This window comes from Derxia lacustris (genome assembly GCF_002105195.1).
Taxonomy (GTDB): Bacteria; Pseudomonadota; Gammaproteobacteria; order Burkholderiales; family Burkholderiaceae_E; genus Derxia; species Derxia lacustris.
Genome location: NZ_MUHU01000036.1, coordinates 76,561 through 90,039, shown reverse-complemented (window position 1 = coordinate 90,039; position 13,479 = coordinate 76,561). Strand labels below are relative to the sequence as shown.

Annotated in this window: 18 protein-coding genes; 3 read left to right on the top strand and 15 right to left on the bottom strand. The window is 70.6% G+C overall.

Annotation, left to right across the window (positions count from 1 at the left end; translation table 11 throughout):
• Positions 1–37: 37 nt before the first annotated feature.
• The 9 genes from tatA to hisB form a co-directional block, all read right to left on the bottom strand.
• On the bottom strand, positions 38–241 hold the full coding sequence (gene tatA / locus B9P64_RS21385; RefSeq protein WP_085318130.1) for a Sec-independent protein translocase subunit TatA: 204 nt from the start codon (positions 239–241) through the stop codon (positions 38–40).
• Between the two features lie 52 nt (positions 242–293).
• Positions 294–644, bottom strand: a complete 351-nt coding sequence (locus tag B9P64_RS21380; protein ID WP_085318129.1) for a histidine triad nucleotide-binding protein — start codon at positions 642–644, stop codon at positions 294–296.
• 25 nt (positions 645–669) lie between these two features.
• The gene (locus B9P64_RS21375; RefSeq protein WP_085318128.1) at positions 670–1,050 is read right to left on the bottom strand and encodes a phosphoribosyl-ATP diphosphatase; all 381 of its coding nucleotides are present in this window, start codon (positions 1,048–1,050) and stop codon (positions 670–672) included.
• Positions 1,047–1,481, bottom strand: coding sequence for a phosphoribosyl-AMP cyclohydrolase (gene hisI, locus B9P64_RS21370; protein WP_085318127.1), 435 nt, complete (start codon positions 1,479–1,481; stop codon positions 1,047–1,049). Before hisI ends, B9P64_RS21375 begins: the two co-directional genes overlap by 4 nt.
• Positions 1,478–2,050 carry a signal peptidase I gene (gene lepB / locus B9P64_RS21365; protein ID WP_139826450.1) on the bottom strand — a complete coding sequence of 191 codons (573 nt, stop codon included), beginning with the start codon at positions 2,048–2,050 and terminating at the stop codon, positions 1,478–1,480. Before lepB ends, hisI begins: the two co-directional genes overlap by 4 nt.
• A gap of 92 nt (positions 2,051–2,142) precedes the next feature.
• Positions 2,143–2,910, bottom strand: coding sequence for an imidazole glycerol phosphate synthase subunit HisF (hisF, locus tag B9P64_RS21360; protein WP_085318126.1), 768 nt, complete (start codon positions 2,908–2,910; stop codon positions 2,143–2,145).
• Positions 2,911–2,983: 73 nt separating this feature from the next.
• A complete protein-coding gene (gene hisA / locus B9P64_RS21355) occupies positions 2,984–3,739 on the bottom strand; it encodes a 1-(5-phosphoribosyl)-5-[(5-phosphoribosylamino)methylideneamino]imidazole-4-carboxamide isomerase (protein WP_085318125.1) in 756 nt (251 codons plus the stop codon).
• A 49-nt stretch (positions 3,740–3,788) separates the two neighbouring features.
• On the bottom strand, positions 3,789–4,451 hold the full coding sequence (hisH, locus tag B9P64_RS21350; protein ID WP_268877156.1) for an imidazole glycerol phosphate synthase subunit HisH: 663 nt from the start codon (positions 4,449–4,451) through the stop codon (positions 3,789–3,791).
• Positions 4,448–5,050 carry an imidazoleglycerol-phosphate dehydratase HisB gene (hisB, locus tag B9P64_RS21345; RefSeq protein ID WP_085318124.1) on the bottom strand — a complete coding sequence of 201 codons (603 nt, stop codon included), beginning with the start codon at positions 5,048–5,050 and terminating at the stop codon, positions 4,448–4,450. Before hisB ends, hisH begins: the two co-directional genes overlap by 4 nt.
• 182 nt (positions 5,051–5,232) lie before the next feature.
• Here hisB and B9P64_RS21340 point away from each other — a divergent pair, with 182 nt between their 5' ends.
• Positions 5,233–5,520 (top strand): hypothetical protein, encoded by a 288-nt coding sequence (locus B9P64_RS21340; protein WP_085318123.1) that lies wholly within the window; start codon positions 5,233–5,235, stop codon positions 5,518–5,520.
• Between the two features lie 46 nt (positions 5,521–5,566).
• Here the strand turns inward: B9P64_RS21340 and hisD are convergent, their stop codons facing one another.
• Positions 5,567–6,904, bottom strand: coding sequence for a histidinol dehydrogenase (gene hisD, locus B9P64_RS21335; protein WP_085318122.1), 1,338 nt, complete (start codon positions 6,902–6,904; stop codon positions 5,567–5,569).
• Between the two features lie 139 nt (positions 6,905–7,043).
• On the bottom strand, positions 7,044–7,697 hold the full coding sequence (hisG, locus tag B9P64_RS21330; protein WP_085318121.1) for an ATP phosphoribosyltransferase: 654 nt from the start codon (positions 7,695–7,697) through the stop codon (positions 7,044–7,046).
• A 125-nt stretch (positions 7,698–7,822) separates the two neighbouring features.
• Here hisG and B9P64_RS21325 point away from each other — a divergent pair, with 125 nt between their 5' ends.
• Positions 7,823–8,569 carry a hypothetical protein gene (locus B9P64_RS21325; protein WP_085318120.1) on the top strand — a complete coding sequence of 249 codons (747 nt, stop codon included), beginning with the start codon at positions 7,823–7,825 and terminating at the stop codon, positions 8,567–8,569.
• A gap of 81 nt (positions 8,570–8,650) precedes the next feature.
• Positions 8,651–9,016 (top strand): hypothetical protein, encoded by a 366-nt coding sequence (locus B9P64_RS24705; protein ID WP_139826449.1) that lies wholly within the window; start codon positions 8,651–8,653, stop codon positions 9,014–9,016.
• A gap of 69 nt (positions 9,017–9,085) precedes the next feature.
• Here the strand turns inward: B9P64_RS24705 and B9P64_RS21320 are convergent, their stop codons facing one another.
• Genes B9P64_RS21320 through B9P64_RS21305 form a run of 4 tightly spaced genes read right to left on the bottom strand, consistent with a single transcriptional unit; the run spans position 9,086 to position 13,470 of the window.
• The gene (locus B9P64_RS21320) at positions 9,086–10,429 is read right to left on the bottom strand and encodes a hypothetical protein (RefSeq protein ID WP_085318119.1); all 1,344 of its coding nucleotides are present in this window, start codon (positions 10,427–10,429) and stop codon (positions 9,086–9,088) included.
• Entirely contained in the window at positions 10,429–11,268 is an 840-nt protein-coding gene (locus B9P64_RS21315; RefSeq protein ID WP_085318118.1) for an outer membrane lipoprotein-sorting protein, read from the bottom strand. The genes B9P64_RS21320 and B9P64_RS21315 overlap by 1 nt, the downstream gene beginning before the upstream one ends.
• On the bottom strand, positions 11,261–12,703 hold the full coding sequence (locus B9P64_RS21310) for an ABC transporter permease (protein WP_085318117.1): 1,443 nt from the start codon (positions 12,701–12,703) through the stop codon (positions 11,261–11,263). Before B9P64_RS21310 ends, B9P64_RS21315 begins: the two co-directional genes overlap by 8 nt.
• Positions 12,700–13,470, bottom strand: coding sequence for an ABC transporter ATP-binding protein (locus B9P64_RS21305; protein WP_085318116.1), 771 nt, complete (start codon positions 13,468–13,470; stop codon positions 12,700–12,702). Before B9P64_RS21305 ends, B9P64_RS21310 begins: the two co-directional genes overlap by 4 nt.
• Positions 13,471–13,479: the final 9 nt, after the last annotated feature.

Below are 13,479 nucleotides of genomic sequence, written 5' to 3'. Positions count from 1 at the left end.
AAGTTGCAGGACGCGGCGGCACAGGCCGCCGTGGCGATCACTTTTCCTTCGCTTCGACGTCGATGGTCTTCTTCGCGTCGGCCGGCGTGGAAGCGGCGGCATTGCCTTCGGCCATGCCTTCCTTGAAGCCGCGCACCGCGCCGCCCAGGTCCTTGCCCACGCTCGTCAGCTTCTTGGTGCCGAAAACCAGCACCACGATGACCAGCACGATGAGCCAATGCCAGATGCTGAGACTGCCCATGTCGATTCCTTGTGTGTTCAGGGGTTGCGCGCGCCACCGGGGCGGCCGGCCATCAGCCGATGAGTTGCGCGTTGGTCCAGGGGCGGGGGCCCCCGATGATGTGCATGTGGAGGTGGAACACCACCTGTCCGCCGTCCTTGCCCGTGTTGAACAAGGTCTTGAAACCGTTGCCGGCGCCGTGCTCGGCAGCCAGTTTGGGGGCGAGGAGGAGCATTTTACCCATGAGGTCGCGGTGCTCCTCGCGCAGGTCGGCGAGGCTGGCGATGTGCTGCTTGGGAATCAGCAGCAGGTGCACCGGAGCCGCCGGCGCGATGTCGTGGAAGGCGATGAAATCATCATCTTCATAGGCCACCTTGGCCGGAATTTCGCCGCGCACGATCTTGCAGAAGATGCAGTCGGTCATGTCTGTCCCCTTGGTGTGATGCGGTTCAGCGGGCTTCGTCGGCGTCGCGGCTGGCGGCCTTGCGCGCCGCCTTCTCGTCGATGCCGGACAGCCCCTCGCGGCGCGCCAGCTCGGCCAGCACCGCCTCCGGCCCGAGATTGTGGTGCGCCAGCAGGACGAGGCTGTGAAACCAGAGATCGGCCACTTCGCCGGTGAGCAGGCGGGCGGCTTCGTCGGCGGGCCTGGCGCCGTGCTCGGCGTCCTTGGCAGCCATCACCGTCTCGCCGGCTTCCTCGGCAATCTTCTTGAGGATGGCGTCCTCGCCCTTGGAAAACAGCCGCGCCACATAGGACGTGGACGGATCGGCGCCCTTGCGCGATTCGATGGTGGCGGCGAGGCGTTGCAGCAGACTGGCGTCGAAACTCATTTGTAGATGCTTTCCGGATCGACCAGCACCGGATCGACCGCGACCCAGCGCGGCGCTTCGGTGCCGGCGTCGAGCCGTTCGAAGAAGCAGGAATGGCGCCCGGTGTGGCAGGCCACGCCAGCACGCTGCTCGACCTTGAGCAGGACCACGTCCTGATCGCAGTCGAGCCGGATTTCGAGCACGCGCTGGGTGTGGCCGCTTTCCTCGCCCTTGTGCCACAGGCGCTTGCGCGAGCGGCTCCAGTACACGGCTTCGCCCTGGGCGAGCGTGGCGGCGAGCGCGTCGCGGTTCATCCAGGCCACCATCAGCACATCGTTGGTCGCGGCTTCCTGGGCGATGGCGGGCACGAGGCCGTTGTCGTCCCAGCGGACATGATCAAGCCAGTCGCCGGCCTGGGCGTGATCGGCGCAATCGTGGGCGTGCCGGCTCATGGCGCGGCGCTCGCGATGTCGACCCACAGCCGGTCGGCGCGCGGCAGCAGGCCGTCGAGCGAGGCGACCACCTTGATCGCATGGCCGCGCACATTGGCCAGCGGAAGCGGGCCCCAGTAGCGCGAGTCGAAGCTGTTGTCGCGGTTGTCGCCCATCACGAACACATGCTCGGCCGGCACTTCATATGGGCCGAAATCCAGATGCCCGGCATGGCCCGGCTGGACCTCGCCGTTGACCGTCAGCTGGCCGTTGAAGGCCGCGATGCGGTCGCCGGCCACCGCCACCACGCGCTTGATGAGCCGCTCGCCATCGACCGGCGACTTCATGGTGATGACATCGCCACGCTGCGGCATGGCGCGCTCGGCGAGGTGAATGTCGGTGAACGGCACGCGCAGGTTGTAGGCGGTGTTGTCCACCAGCACGCGGTCGCCGATTTGCAGCGTCGGCAGCATCGAGCCAGTCGGGATCTGGTACCAGTCGGCGGCGGCCGAGCGGAAGGCGAACATGCAGGCGAGGAAGAGCGCGGTCGGCGCCCATTCGCGCAGCAGGCGGCGGAGCTGGGTTTTCATGGCGTGGACGGGGTTGGGTTGAGCGTGGCGCAGCGTTTGAGTAGTGCGGCCAGGGCGTGCCGCATTGCAGCGCACCCGACTGCCATCTTGCATCACAGCCGCATCGGCAGCCCTTGCGCGGCCATGAAGCGCTTGGCCTCTCCGACCGTGTGCTGGCCGAAGTGGAAGATGCTCGCCGCCAGCACCGCATCGGCGCGGCCGATCGACACGCCATCGGCCAAGTCTTGCAAGCCGCCGACGCCGCCGGAGGCGATCACCGGAATGCCGACGGCGTCGCTCACCGCGCGCGTCAGCTCCAGGTCGAAGCCCGACTTCGTGCCGTCGCGGTCCATGCTGGTGAGCAGGATTTCGCCGGCGCCGAGCGCTTCGATGCGCTTCGCCCAGTCGATCGCGTCGAGGCCGGTGGTCTTGCGGCCGCCGTGCGTGTACACCTCCCAGCCCGATTCGCCGGCGCCGGTGCGGCGCTTGGCATCGATGGCGATGACGATGCACTGCGCGCCGTAACGCGCCGAGGCGTCGGCCACCAGCTGCGGGTTGGTGACGGCGCTGGTGTTGATCGACACCTTGTCGGCACCGGCATTGAGCAGCCGGCGCACGTCGCCGACCTCGCGCACGCCGCCGCCCACGGTGAGCGGAATGAACACCTGCGATGCGACCGCCTCGATCACATGCAGGATCAGGTCGCGGTCGTCGCTGGACGCGGTGATGTCGAGGAAGGTGAGTTCGTCGGCGCCCTGTTCGTTGTAGCGCGCGGCGATCTCGACGGGGTCGCCGGCGTCGCGCAGTTCGACGAAATTGGTGCCCTTGACGACCCGCCCGGCGGTCACGTCGAGGCAGGGAATGATGCGTTTGGCGAGCACGGTCGGAGGCTCTTCGGCGGAAGTCGGGGAAGCGGCGATGCTAACCCGGCGGGCGCGGCGGCCCGCCAGCGCGTCAGGCGGCCGGCTTCTCGCCGCGCAGTTCGTCGGCGCGGGCCTGTCCGGCCTTTAGGTCGAGCGAGCCGGTGTAGATCGAGCGACCGCAGATCACGGCCTCGACGCCGTCGTCTTCCACCGCGCAGAGCGCCTCGATGTCGCTGACGGTGGCGACGCCGCCCGACGCGATCACCGGAATCTTGAGCGAGCGCGCCAGCTTGACCGTCGCCTCGATGTTCACGCCGCTGAGCATGCCGTCGCGGCCGATGTCGGTGTAGATCACGCCTTCCACGCCGTAGTCCTCGAACTTCTTGGCGAGGTCGACGACTTCATGGCCGGTGAGCTTGCTCCAGCCGTCGGTGGCGACTTTGCCGTCCTTGGCATCGAGCCCGACCATGATGTGGCCGCCGAAGGCGCCGCAGGCGTCATGCAGAAAGCCCGGGTTCTTCACGGCGGCGGTGCCGATGATGACGTAGTCGATGCCGTCGTCGAGATAGCGCTCGATCGTGTCGAGATCGCGGATGCCGCCGCCGATCTGCACCGGAATGCGGCCGCCGATGGCCTTGAGGATCGACTTCACGGCGGCTTCGTTCTTGGGCTTGCCGGCGAAGGCGCCGTTCAGGTCCACCAGGTGGAGCCGGCGCGCACCCTGGGCGAGCCAGTGGGCGGCCATGGCGCCCGGGTCTTCCGAGAACACGGTGGCATCGTTCATTTCGCCTTGCTTGAGGCGAACGCACTGACCGTCTTTTAGGTCGATTGCAGGAATCAGCAGCATGGGAAAGGGGCGCGGGTGGCAGAGATGAGGGCGGCCAAAGCAGAAGGATTCAGGGCTGCCACGAGGCGAAATTCCGGTACAGCGTCAACCCTGCGGTCGACGACTTTTCGGGGTGAAACTGGGTTGCAAAAATGTTATCCCGCGCTATTGCGCAGGTAAAGGCAGGCGTTTCGGGCGCTCCGTACTGGGTTTTGCCGACCGAATGCGCCGGGTCTTTCACCTGCGCATGAAAGCTGTGCACGAAATAGAACATGGCGCCGTCTTCCACGCCGGCCCACATCGCATGCGGGCTTTGCCGCACGTTGTTCCAGCCCATGTGCGGCACCTTCAGGCGGGTTCCGTCGGCCAGCTGCATGTCCTCGGGCCGAAAGCGCACGCAATGGCCGGGGATGAGGCCGAGGCCACCGGTGGGCAGATCGCCGTGGGTTTCGTCCGAGGCGTCGAGCAGCATCTGCTCGCCGATGCACACGCCGAACAGCGGATGCGTCTCGGCCATCTTCAGCACCGCGTCCTGCAGGCCTGATTCACGCAGGAAGCGCATGCAGTCGGGCATGGCGCCCTGGCCGGGCAGGATGACGCGGTCGGCGGCGAGCACTTCGGCGGCGTCGCTGGTCACGCGCACATCGGCCTCGGGCGCGCCGTGGCGCATGGCCTGATAGACGCTGCGGATGTTGCCCATGCCGTAATCGACGATGACGATGCGCCCGCTCACAGCATGCCCTTCGTGCTCGGGATGACATCGCCCAGGCGCTCGTCGCGGCTGGTGGCCATGCGCAGCGCGCGGCCGAAGGCCTTGAAGATGGTCTCGGCCTGGTGATGCGCGTTGTGGCCGCGCAGGTTGTCGATGTGCAGCGTGACCAGCGCGTGATTGACGAAGCCCTGGAAGAACTCATGCACCAGCTGCGTATCCAGCCCGCCGATGCTGCCGGCGGTGAACTTGCAGTCGAGCACCAGCCCGGGCCGGCCCGAGAAATCGACCACCACGCGCGACAGCGCCTCGTCGAGCGGCACATAGCTGTGGCCGTAGCGCACCAGGCCCTTCTTGTCGCCGACCGCCTTGGCGACGGCCTGGCCGAGCGCGATGCCCACATCCTCGACCGTGTGATGGCCGTCGATGTGCAGATCGCCGTCGGCATGGATGTCGAGGTCGATCAGGCCGTGGCGCGCGATCTGGTCGAGCATGTGGTCGAAGAAGCCGATGCCGGTGGCGAGCTTGGCGCTGCCTTGGCCGTCGAGATTGACGCTGACGCGGATGCGCGTCTCGGCGGTGTTGCGGACGACTTCCGCGATGCGTGGGCTGGGGCTGGTCATGGGCTCGGCGCGCGCCGGAAAGGGCGGCGGGCTTGGAAGGAAAAGCGGAGATGGGCCGGATGTTGGCATAAACCCGCGAGTGCGCCGTCGCCGTCGCGCGGCCGGTTACCGGGCAGAAAGACGGATGCGGGGCGGCATCCTTATGATGCGGTGCATCAATCAGCATTCGAGGCGAGGTGCCCGTGAGCGAACTCGAGCATTACGTGCGTGACGTGGAGGAGCTGAATCTGGAGATTCGCCGCCACGCGGAATACGCCGGATTCGATCTGCACGATCTGGCGGCGGTCGACCGGCTGATCGAGGCGCCGTCCGACCATTACGACGCCGAGCAGCGCGCCCGGCTCGACAAGCTGCGCGGCCTGCTCATCCTGCGCGGGCAGGTGCGGGTCGAGCGCATCCGCGACGGCCTGCCGACGCTGCCCGGCCCCAACGATCCGCCGCTGAACCTGCCGGACCAGCGCAACGACTGAGGCAGGCGCCGGCGCGGCGAGCCCGCGCCGGATTGGCCGGCGCCGCTCAGCCTTCGTCGACCAGCCGCAGCTCGGCGGCGCGCGCATGCGCCGTCAGGCCTTCGCTGTGCGCGAGCGTGCTGGCGATGCGGCCCAGCTTCTGCGCGCCGGCGGCGCTCACGTCGATGAGGCTGGAGCGCTTGATGAAGTCGTACACGCCAAGCGGCGAGCTGAAGCGCGCCGTGCCCGAGGTGGGCAGCACATGGTTGGGGCCGGCGCAGTAGTCGCCCAGGCTTTCGCTGGTGTAGCGGCCCAGGAAGATGGCGCCGGCATGCCTGAGCAGCGGCAGCAGCGCATGCGGATCGTCGACGCTGACTTCCATGTGCTCGGGCGCGACGCGGTTGGCGACGCGCGCGGCTTCCTCCAGATCGCGTACCACGACGATGGCGCCGCGGTCGCGCAGGCTGGTCGCGATGATGTCGCGGCGCGGCATCGTGGGCAGCAGGCGCGCGATGGCGGCTTCGACCGCATCGGCGAATTCGGCGCTGGGCGTGAGCAGGATGGCCTGCGCCAGTTCGTCATGCTCGGCCTGGCTGAACAGGTCGATGGCGACCCAGTCGGCCAGCGCCGGCACGGCGGCGGTGTTGCCGTCGCAGATGACCAGGATTTCGCTCGGGCCGGCAATCATGTCGATGCCGCAGACGCCGAACACGCGCCGCTTGGCCTCGGCCACATAGGCGTTGCCGGGGCCGACGATCTTGTCGACCTTGGGCACGGTAGCCGTGCCGTAGGCCAGCGCCCCCACGGCCTGCGCGCCGCCGATGGCGAACACGCGGTCCACGCCGGCGATGGCGGCTGCCGCCAGCACGGTGTCGTTGCGCAGGCCGCCGGGCGTGGGCGTGACCATCACCAGCTCGCCCACGCCGGCCACGCGCGCCGGGATCGCATCCATCAGGATCGACGACGGATAGGCCGCCTTGCCGCCCGGCACGTACAGGCCCACGCGGTCGAGCGGCGTGACCTTCTGGCCCAGCAGCGTGCCGTCGGCGTCGTGGTAGCTGAAGCTGCCGGCGGTCTTGTCGAGCTGGATCGCGTGGTACTCGCGGACCCGCTCGGCGGCGGCTTCGAGCGCCGTGCGCACCTCGGCCGGGATGGCGGCGAGCGCGGCCTGCAGCTGGTCCTGCGTGATTTCGAGCGCGGCCATGTCGGCCACTTCCACGCGGTCGAACTTGCGCGTGTAGTCGAGCACGGCGGCGTCGCCGCGCTTGCGCACGTCGGCCAGGATGCCGGCCACGGCGGATTCGATCGCCGCGTCGGTCTCGGCCTCGAAGGCGAGCAGATGGTCGAGCTTGGCGGCGAAGTCGGCGTCGGTGGTGGCGAGGCGGTGGATCAGCGGGGCGGACATGGCGGTGGCGGGTCTGCGAGGGAAAGACGGAGGATGGTGCCGGGAGCGGATGCTGCAAGCGCCCCGGCGGACGGGCGGCGCCGGCGCGGCGTGAGCGCCGCCAGCCAATCGTGGGCAGCGCGTCGGCGCCGCCACGCGATCAGCCTTCGACCGCGCGCCGGAACGAATCGATCAGCGGCTGCAACTCGGCATGCTTGAGCTTGAGCGAGGCCTGGTTGACGATCAGCCGCGAGCTGATGCGCATGATTTCTTCCACCTCGACGAGGTTGTTGGCGCGCAGCGTGCTGCCGGTGGAAACGATGTCGACGATGGCATCGGCCAGCCCCACGAGCGGCGCCAGCTCCATCGAGCCGTAGAGCTTGATGAGGTCGACATGCATGCCCTTGGCGCCGAAGAACTCGCGCGCGATGGCGGTGTACTTGGTGGCCACGCGGATGCGCGCGCCTCGGCGCACGGCCGCCGCGTAGTCGAAGCTGGCCGGCACCGCCACGCTGACGCGGGCGGCGGCGATGTTCAGGTCCACGGGCTCGTACAGGCCTTCGCCGTCGCCATGCTCGGCGCAGTGCTCGATCAGCACGTCCTTGCCGGCAATGCCGAAATCGGCGCCGCCGTACTGCACATAGGTGGGCACATCGCTGGCGCGCACGATGACGATGCGCAGGCCCGGGTCGCTGGTGGGCAGGATGAGCTTGCGCGACGACTCCGGACTTTCGGTGACGTTCACGCCGGCGGCGACAAGCAGCGGCACGGTCTCTTCGAAGATCCGGCCTTTGGAGAGGGCGAGGGTAAGCATCGGGCGAGTTTAGTTCAGTCGCCCGGGCCGTCCGGACCGGCAAACCGGCCGCCCCGCCGGCAGCGCGCGGGGCCGGCGGTGCGCTCCCGATAATCCCGCGCATCCGCCACCGCCCGCCCGTCGCCATGACCGCCAGCTTCTCCGTCCCGCCCGGCACGCCGCCGATGCCCGCCCTGCGCGCTGCCGCCGCGCTGCCCGCGCTTGTCGCCGGCGTCGGCGCCGATTACCTCGGCGTCTGGCGCCGCGATCTGCTCGCGGCGCCCGGCGTGCATGACGCCGCCACGCGCCGCTTCTGGCTCCAGACCGCCGACTGGCATGCCGACCTCGAACTGCCGCCCGACCGGCCCGACTTCACCGGCGTCGACGGCTTTGCCGCCTGCACCGACGCCCAGCTGCACTGGCTCGCCGGCCAGCGCGCCTTCGCCGGCATCACCCGGCTGGCCGAGGGCGGCCGGCTGTGCTGCTGGGATCGCCAGATCGACTTCGCGCTCGGCGATGCGCCCGACCTCGGCGCCAATGCGCTCGCCGGCGACACGCTGCATGAATGGGGCGCGCTGGCCGAGTACTACGAACTGTGGCGGCGCGAGCCCGGCAGCGCGGGCGGCGTCAGCCATGCCGCCGAGGGCGCCGTGCATCTGCTGCGCGCCGGCAGCTGGTTTGCCCGCGTGCGCGACCGCGCGCTGCCGGCCAGCCCGGCCCTGCGCGCGCGCCGCGCCCGTGCCGAAGGCCACGCCGGGCGCGCCGAGCTGATCGCCTTCGCCGATCTGGAAGTGTCGATCGGCCGCATCGGCGCCGACGGCGGCGCGACGATCGCCCATTCGACGCTGCCCTGGCTCGAAGGCTTGCGGATCGATCTGGCGCCGATCGGCTGAATTGCCTGCGCGGCAATCGATCGGCTCGACCTTATCGGCTTGCCCCGGATTGGCAATGCCGGCGCGCCGCAATCGAGGGCGGTGCCAATTCCGCGCCGCTGGCTGAATCGAAACGGCATTGCGGCCGTGATTCGCAATATGGAACGCCGGGAATTGCAGCCGGTCGCGGCAATTGCATTGCGAAATGACTTCCTGCAATGCAATTGCCGCTGCAATCGCGCCCGGATTGTCGGCCGAATGCCGAAATGCCTTGCGTGGCCAAGGCGCCGAGCGCCGCCTGCCGCCGCCGGATTCGGTGGGCGCATTGCCCGGCAAAGCACGCAATCACATTCGCAATTGCCGGATTGCCGGGCAATGCGCCAGCCCTTTTTCGACTCGCATCGCGAAATTGGCGTGCCGAATGTCGGTGGCTCGATTCACCCCAATGAGTGGAATATGCAAGCCTGAATTGGGCGACTCCGGTTTGGTGCCCGCACACCGGCTGGATGTTCGCCCTCGATTTCACGATATGCCAATTCAAAACCAGCATTGCAGCCAGGATTGCAAGCTCGCGCGCGAATTGGCTCTGCCGAATTCACTGCCCGCCGCGCCCGCGCTGGCATTGAGCGCCAGCCGCAGGCTGAGCCGCTCGCTCGCATGCCAGGCCACCTCGGCCTGCCAGAAGCGGCTGCGGTCGTAGCCGTTGACGCGCGCGAAGGCCGACAAATCCAGGTCGGCGCGGCCGAAGGCGCGGTCCCAGGCGGCGCGCGCAAACCAGCTCGCGCGCACCGTCGGCAGGCCGCGTTCGGCCAGATCGGCGCGCCAGGCCGAGTAGGCGGCGCCGGCCTCGGGCGACACCAGCCCGGCGCGGATCGCGCGCCAGCCGGCGGCGTCGGGCGCGTCGTTCATCTGCCAGCGCTCGACCGTGAGCTGCACTTCCCAGGGCGTGGTCCAGCTGGCGCCGGCGACCCAGCGGTCGGCCCAGCCGCGCGGCGCGGCGGGATCGGCGGCATCGAAGGCCGGCGGCGTGCTTGCGGCGCTTGCCGCGCCTGCCGCACTGGTGGCGCGCGGCGCCGAGCGCGGCCGGTTGCCGCCGCTCCATTCCAGATAGGCCACGACGGCGTCGCCGATCAGCCGCGACGCATTGGCGCCGACCTGCGGCGCGCCGCCTTCGCGCAGCTGCGCCACGGCGTCGAAGCTGCTGCGCTCGTCGAGCTGCGGCGCGAGCCGCAACTGGGCGCCGGCGCGGCGGTTCGTGCGCTCCAGGCCGGGCGCGAAATCGGCATCGGACAGCGTCGCGCGCCGGCTCAGACGCGGGATGAGCGCGAGCTGGGCCGAGCCCGCCGCGCCGAGCCATTGCGCGCGCAGCTGGGCCGTGCCGAGCCGGTTCTCGCGCAGGCTGGCCGGGTCCTGCGTGCTGCGCGTGACGACGGCATAGGCGCGCAGGAAGTCGCTCGGGTTCCAGCCCTGGCCCAGGCCCTGGCGCTGGTTGATGCGGCCGGCGTCGAGGAAGACGCCGCTGCCCGCGTCGACACTGGCCCAGGCTTCGCGCAGCGCGTTGCGGGTCTGGTCGGCCGGCGCCGGGCCGGCGAATTGCGCCGCTTCGAGCCGGTCGCTGAAGCCGAAGCGCCAGCGGCCGGCGTCGCGCTCGCTGCGGTAGTCGAGCGCTTCGCGCCACGCGAAGGCGGGCTGGCTGACGGCCGACTCGCGCCAGCGCAGCCGCTGCTGGCCGAGTTCGATGCGCAGGCCGGGGACGAGGCGCTCGGTCTCGGGCGGCGCGGCGGCGAGGTCGGGCGCGGACGACGGCAGATCGATCGGCTGGGCGCGTGCCACCGTTGCCAGCACCGCGAGCAGCGCGGCCGCGACGCGATGCCGCCCCATCACTCGCCCCGAAACCGCGGCAGGTAATCCCGCTGCAACCATTCCTCGGGAATGTCGCGCGCCACATAGCCGCCGGTCTGCATCACCGTCACCCAGCCCGGATCGAGCCCGTCGACGATCACGGTCTCGGTCGGCCGCAGCACGCCGGCTTCCAGCTGAAAGCGGCGGAACCAGGCGGTCTTGAGCAGCCGGCCCTCGGCGGTGAAATAGCGCGCCAGCACCGGCCGCGCATCGCGCTCGTCGATCCAGAAATCGACCGCCGCATAGGGCACGTCGTCGCGCTGCGCCACCAGATGCAGCCGGCGCGTCGCGCGCTCGGTGCCGTCGGCATCCTTCAGCGGCTCGGCCGTGTCGGCGTCGATGCGGTAGTCGAGCGCGAGCCGGGTGGTCATCACGTCGCCATTGCTGGCCTGGCCCAGCAGCCGCTGCTGCGGCGAGATGCGCACCGCGCTGCGCGCCGCCGGGTCGTAGAACCACAGGTCGAGGCCGTTGCGCAGCATCAGCTTGCCGGCGTCGCGCGCCGGGCCGATGAAGCGCACCAGGTTGCGGTACTGGCCGCTGCCGTCGCCGGCCGGCCGCGCATACACCGCGAGCGAGGAGCTGGCCACCAGCTTGCCGGCGCGGTACTCGGCCAGCGCGGTGTGCAGCGAGAAGCTGCCGGCCGGATTGCGCACCGCGTCGCTCGCGGCGAGCAGCTCGGCGGCCGGGCGCGGCTGGGCGGCATCCGCCGACGGCGTGAGCGTGCCGAGGCCGAGCGCCGGCAGCGCGCCGGCGCCGAGCGCGCCGGTCAGGCGCCGCCGGCCGGCATCGATGGGGCGCGGGTCGAGGCGATCACACATGACGCAGCGCCTCCACAATTTCCAGCCGCGCCGCGCGCCGCGCCGGCCACCAGCTCGACACGCAGGCCAGCAGCGCCAGCAGCGCCACCGCCAGCCCGAGCAGCTCGGGCGAGCCGAAGGCATCGACGCCGATCGGCACCGCCTGCGCGCGCCCCGGCGGCGTCCACGTCAGCCCTGCGTGGTTGATGCCGTACTCGGCAATCAGCGTGGCCGCGACCACGCCCGTGACCGCGCCGAGCGCGCCGATCAGCCCGCCCTCCAGCACGAACATGCGGCGGATCTGCGCGCGCCGCAGGCCGATGGCGCGCAGCGTGCCGATCTCGCCGATGCGCTCGCCGATGGCCATGTTGACCGCGTTGGCGACCGAGAACAGCGTGACCACCGCCATCAGCACCGCCACAAAGCCGAACAGGCTCGCAAACATGCCGACGATCTGGCCGTACTGCGGATTCATCGTGCCGAAGTCGTGAATCTCGACCGGCTGGGCGCGGTCGGCCAGCAGCGCGGCGATGCGCTCGCGCGCCGCCGGCAGATCGGCGGTGCGATGCAGCTGCACCGCAATCGCCGAGGCGCCGTGGCCGTCGGGGCCGAACACCAGGCGCTCGGCCAGCGGCAGCGGCAGCGCGATCTGCATCATGTCCAGCTCGCGCATCGCGTTGCGCTCCACCCGGTCGACGCGCATGCGCACGATGTTGGGCGCGCCGCCGGTGCCGGCCGCGAGCAGCTCGATGGCCACGTCGGGATCGGGCGGCGTGGCGGGCTGGCCGGCCGACGCGGCGGTGGCGTCCGTCGCTACGCCCGCCTGCGGCGCCTCGGCCGCATTGCGCGCGACCAGCGCCGCCAGCTCGGCGCCCATGGCCGGCGCGGCGGCGTCGTCGCGCGGCGGCAGCGGCAGGCAGTCGCGCACTTCCAGCGCCGCGCACAGGCCCAGCAGCTGTGCCAGACCAAAGCCGATGGTCCCGCTGTCGGGCCGGTCGGCGCGCAGCGCGCTGGCCAGCGGCGGCATGCGCAGGCCCGAGTCGTCCCAGGCCAGCATCTGGCGGCGCTCGTCGGCGCGCCAGCCGCTCGCGATGAAGTTGCTCGACGTGCCGGCCGCGAAATTGCCGGCCACGCCCTGCACATGCAGCACCGGCGTGACGACCGCCAGCATGGGCGCCAGCACCGGATCGGCGCGCAGCCGGGCCACGATGGCGTCGGCATCGCGCAGCGCAAACCGGCCCGCATCGGCGCGGCCAAAGTCGAGCCAGCCGCGCGCCGCGACGGTGAGATGGCCCGAGTTGCGAATGGTCTCGGTGCGCACCGCCTTGATCGTGGCCGCCACATAGCCGCCAAAGATCACGACGGCCGCCGCACCGACCGCGATGGCCGCCAGCGTGAGCAGGCTGCGGCGCCGGTTGCGCAGCAGGTTGCGCCAGGCCAGATCGAGCGTGTTCATGGCTGCGCTCCCGCGATCCGGCCGTCGACCAGCGCCACCAGCACATCGGCCCGGCTCATCAGCTGGGCGTCGTGCGACGAGAAGACGAAGCTCGTGCCCAGCTGCCGCTGCATGCGGCGCATGAGCGCGATGATTTCCGCGCCGGTCGCGCGGTCGAGGTTGGCGGTCGGCTCGTCGGCCAGCACCAGCGCCGGCTGATTGGCCAGCGCCCGGGCGATGGCCACGCGCTGGCGCTGGCCGCCCGACAGCTCGCCCGGGCGGCGGTCTTCCTTGCCGGCCAGGCCCACCTCGGCGAGCAGCTGGCGCGCGCGGTCGCGCCGCGCCGCCGCGCTGCCGCCGGCCAGCTGCATCGGGTATTCGACGTTTTCCAGCGCGGTCAGCACCGGCAGCAGATTGAAGTTCTGGAACACGAAGCCGAGCCGGCGCGCGCGGAAATCGGCGCGCGCATCGTCGTCGAGCGTGTCGAGCGGCGTGCCGTCGATCTCGACGCTGCCGCCGGCATCGGGCCGGTCGAGCGCGCCGATGAGTTGCAGCAGCGTGCTCTTGCCGCTGCCCGACGGCCCGGCGATCACGGTGAAGCCGCCGCGCGCCAGCGCCAGATCGATGTCGCGCAGCGCCGGCACGGCGGCGGCGCCGGCGCCGTAGGTGCGGCTCACGCGGCGCAGCCGGGCGATGGGGCCGCTGCCGGCGGCGGGCCGCAGTTCGGCGGCCGGCAGTTCGGTCGCGGACGGCGTGCCGGCCAGCCGCGCCAGTTGGGCGAAGGTCATGGCGGCGCT

What these genes read in the sequence shown, in the direction of transcription:
- B9P64_RS21305 (WP_085318116.1), bottom strand. Translation starts at nt 13,470, where the DNA reads ATGACCTTCGCCCAACTGGCGCGGCTGGCCGGCACGCCGTCCGCGACC.
- lepB (WP_139826450.1), bottom strand. Translation starts at nt 2,050, where the DNA reads ATGAAAACCCAGCTCCGCCGCCTGCTGCGCGAATGGGCGCCGACCGCG.
- B9P64_RS21325 (WP_085318120.1), top strand. Translation starts at nt 7,823, where the DNA reads ATGACCGCCAGCTTCTCCGTCCCGCCCGGCACGCCGCCGATGCCCGCC.
- B9P64_RS21375 (WP_085318128.1), bottom strand. Translation starts at nt 1,050, where the DNA reads ATGAGTTTCGACGCCAGTCTGCTGCAACGCCTCGCCGCCACCATCGAA.
- hisB (WP_085318124.1), bottom strand. Translation starts at nt 5,050, where the DNA reads ATGACCAGCCCCAGCCCACGCATCGCGGAAGTCGTCCGCAACACCGCC.
- hisD (WP_085318122.1), bottom strand. Translation starts at nt 6,904, where the DNA reads ATGTCCGCCCCGCTGATCCACCGCCTCGCCACCACCGACGCCGACTTC.
- tatA (WP_085318130.1), bottom strand. Translation starts at nt 241, where the DNA reads ATGGGCAGTCTCAGCATCTGGCATTGGCTCATCGTGCTGGTCATCGTG.
- hisA (WP_085318125.1), bottom strand. Translation starts at nt 3,739, where the DNA reads ATGCTGCTGATTCCTGCAATCGACCTAAAAGACGGTCAGTGCGTTCGC.
- B9P64_RS21315 (WP_085318118.1), bottom strand. Translation starts at nt 11,268, where the DNA reads ATGTGTGATCGCCTCGACCCGCGCCCCATCGATGCCGGCCGGCGGCGC.
- B9P64_RS21380 (WP_085318129.1), bottom strand. Translation starts at nt 644, where the DNA reads ATGACCGACTGCATCTTCTGCAAGATCGTGCGCGGCGAAATTCCGGCC.
- hisG (WP_085318121.1), bottom strand. Translation starts at nt 7,697, where the DNA reads ATGCTTACCCTCGCCCTCTCCAAAGGCCGGATCTTCGAAGAGACCGTG.
- hisI (WP_085318127.1), bottom strand. Translation starts at nt 1,481, where the DNA reads ATGAGCCGGCACGCCCACGATTGCGCCGATCACGCCCAGGCCGGCGAC.
- B9P64_RS21310 (WP_085318117.1), bottom strand. Translation starts at nt 12,703, where the DNA reads ATGAACACGCTCGATCTGGCCTGGCGCAACCTGCTGCGCAACCGGCGC.
- B9P64_RS21320 (WP_085318119.1), bottom strand. Translation starts at nt 10,429, where the DNA reads ATGGGGCGGCATCGCGTCGCGGCCGCGCTGCTCGCGGTGCTGGCAACG.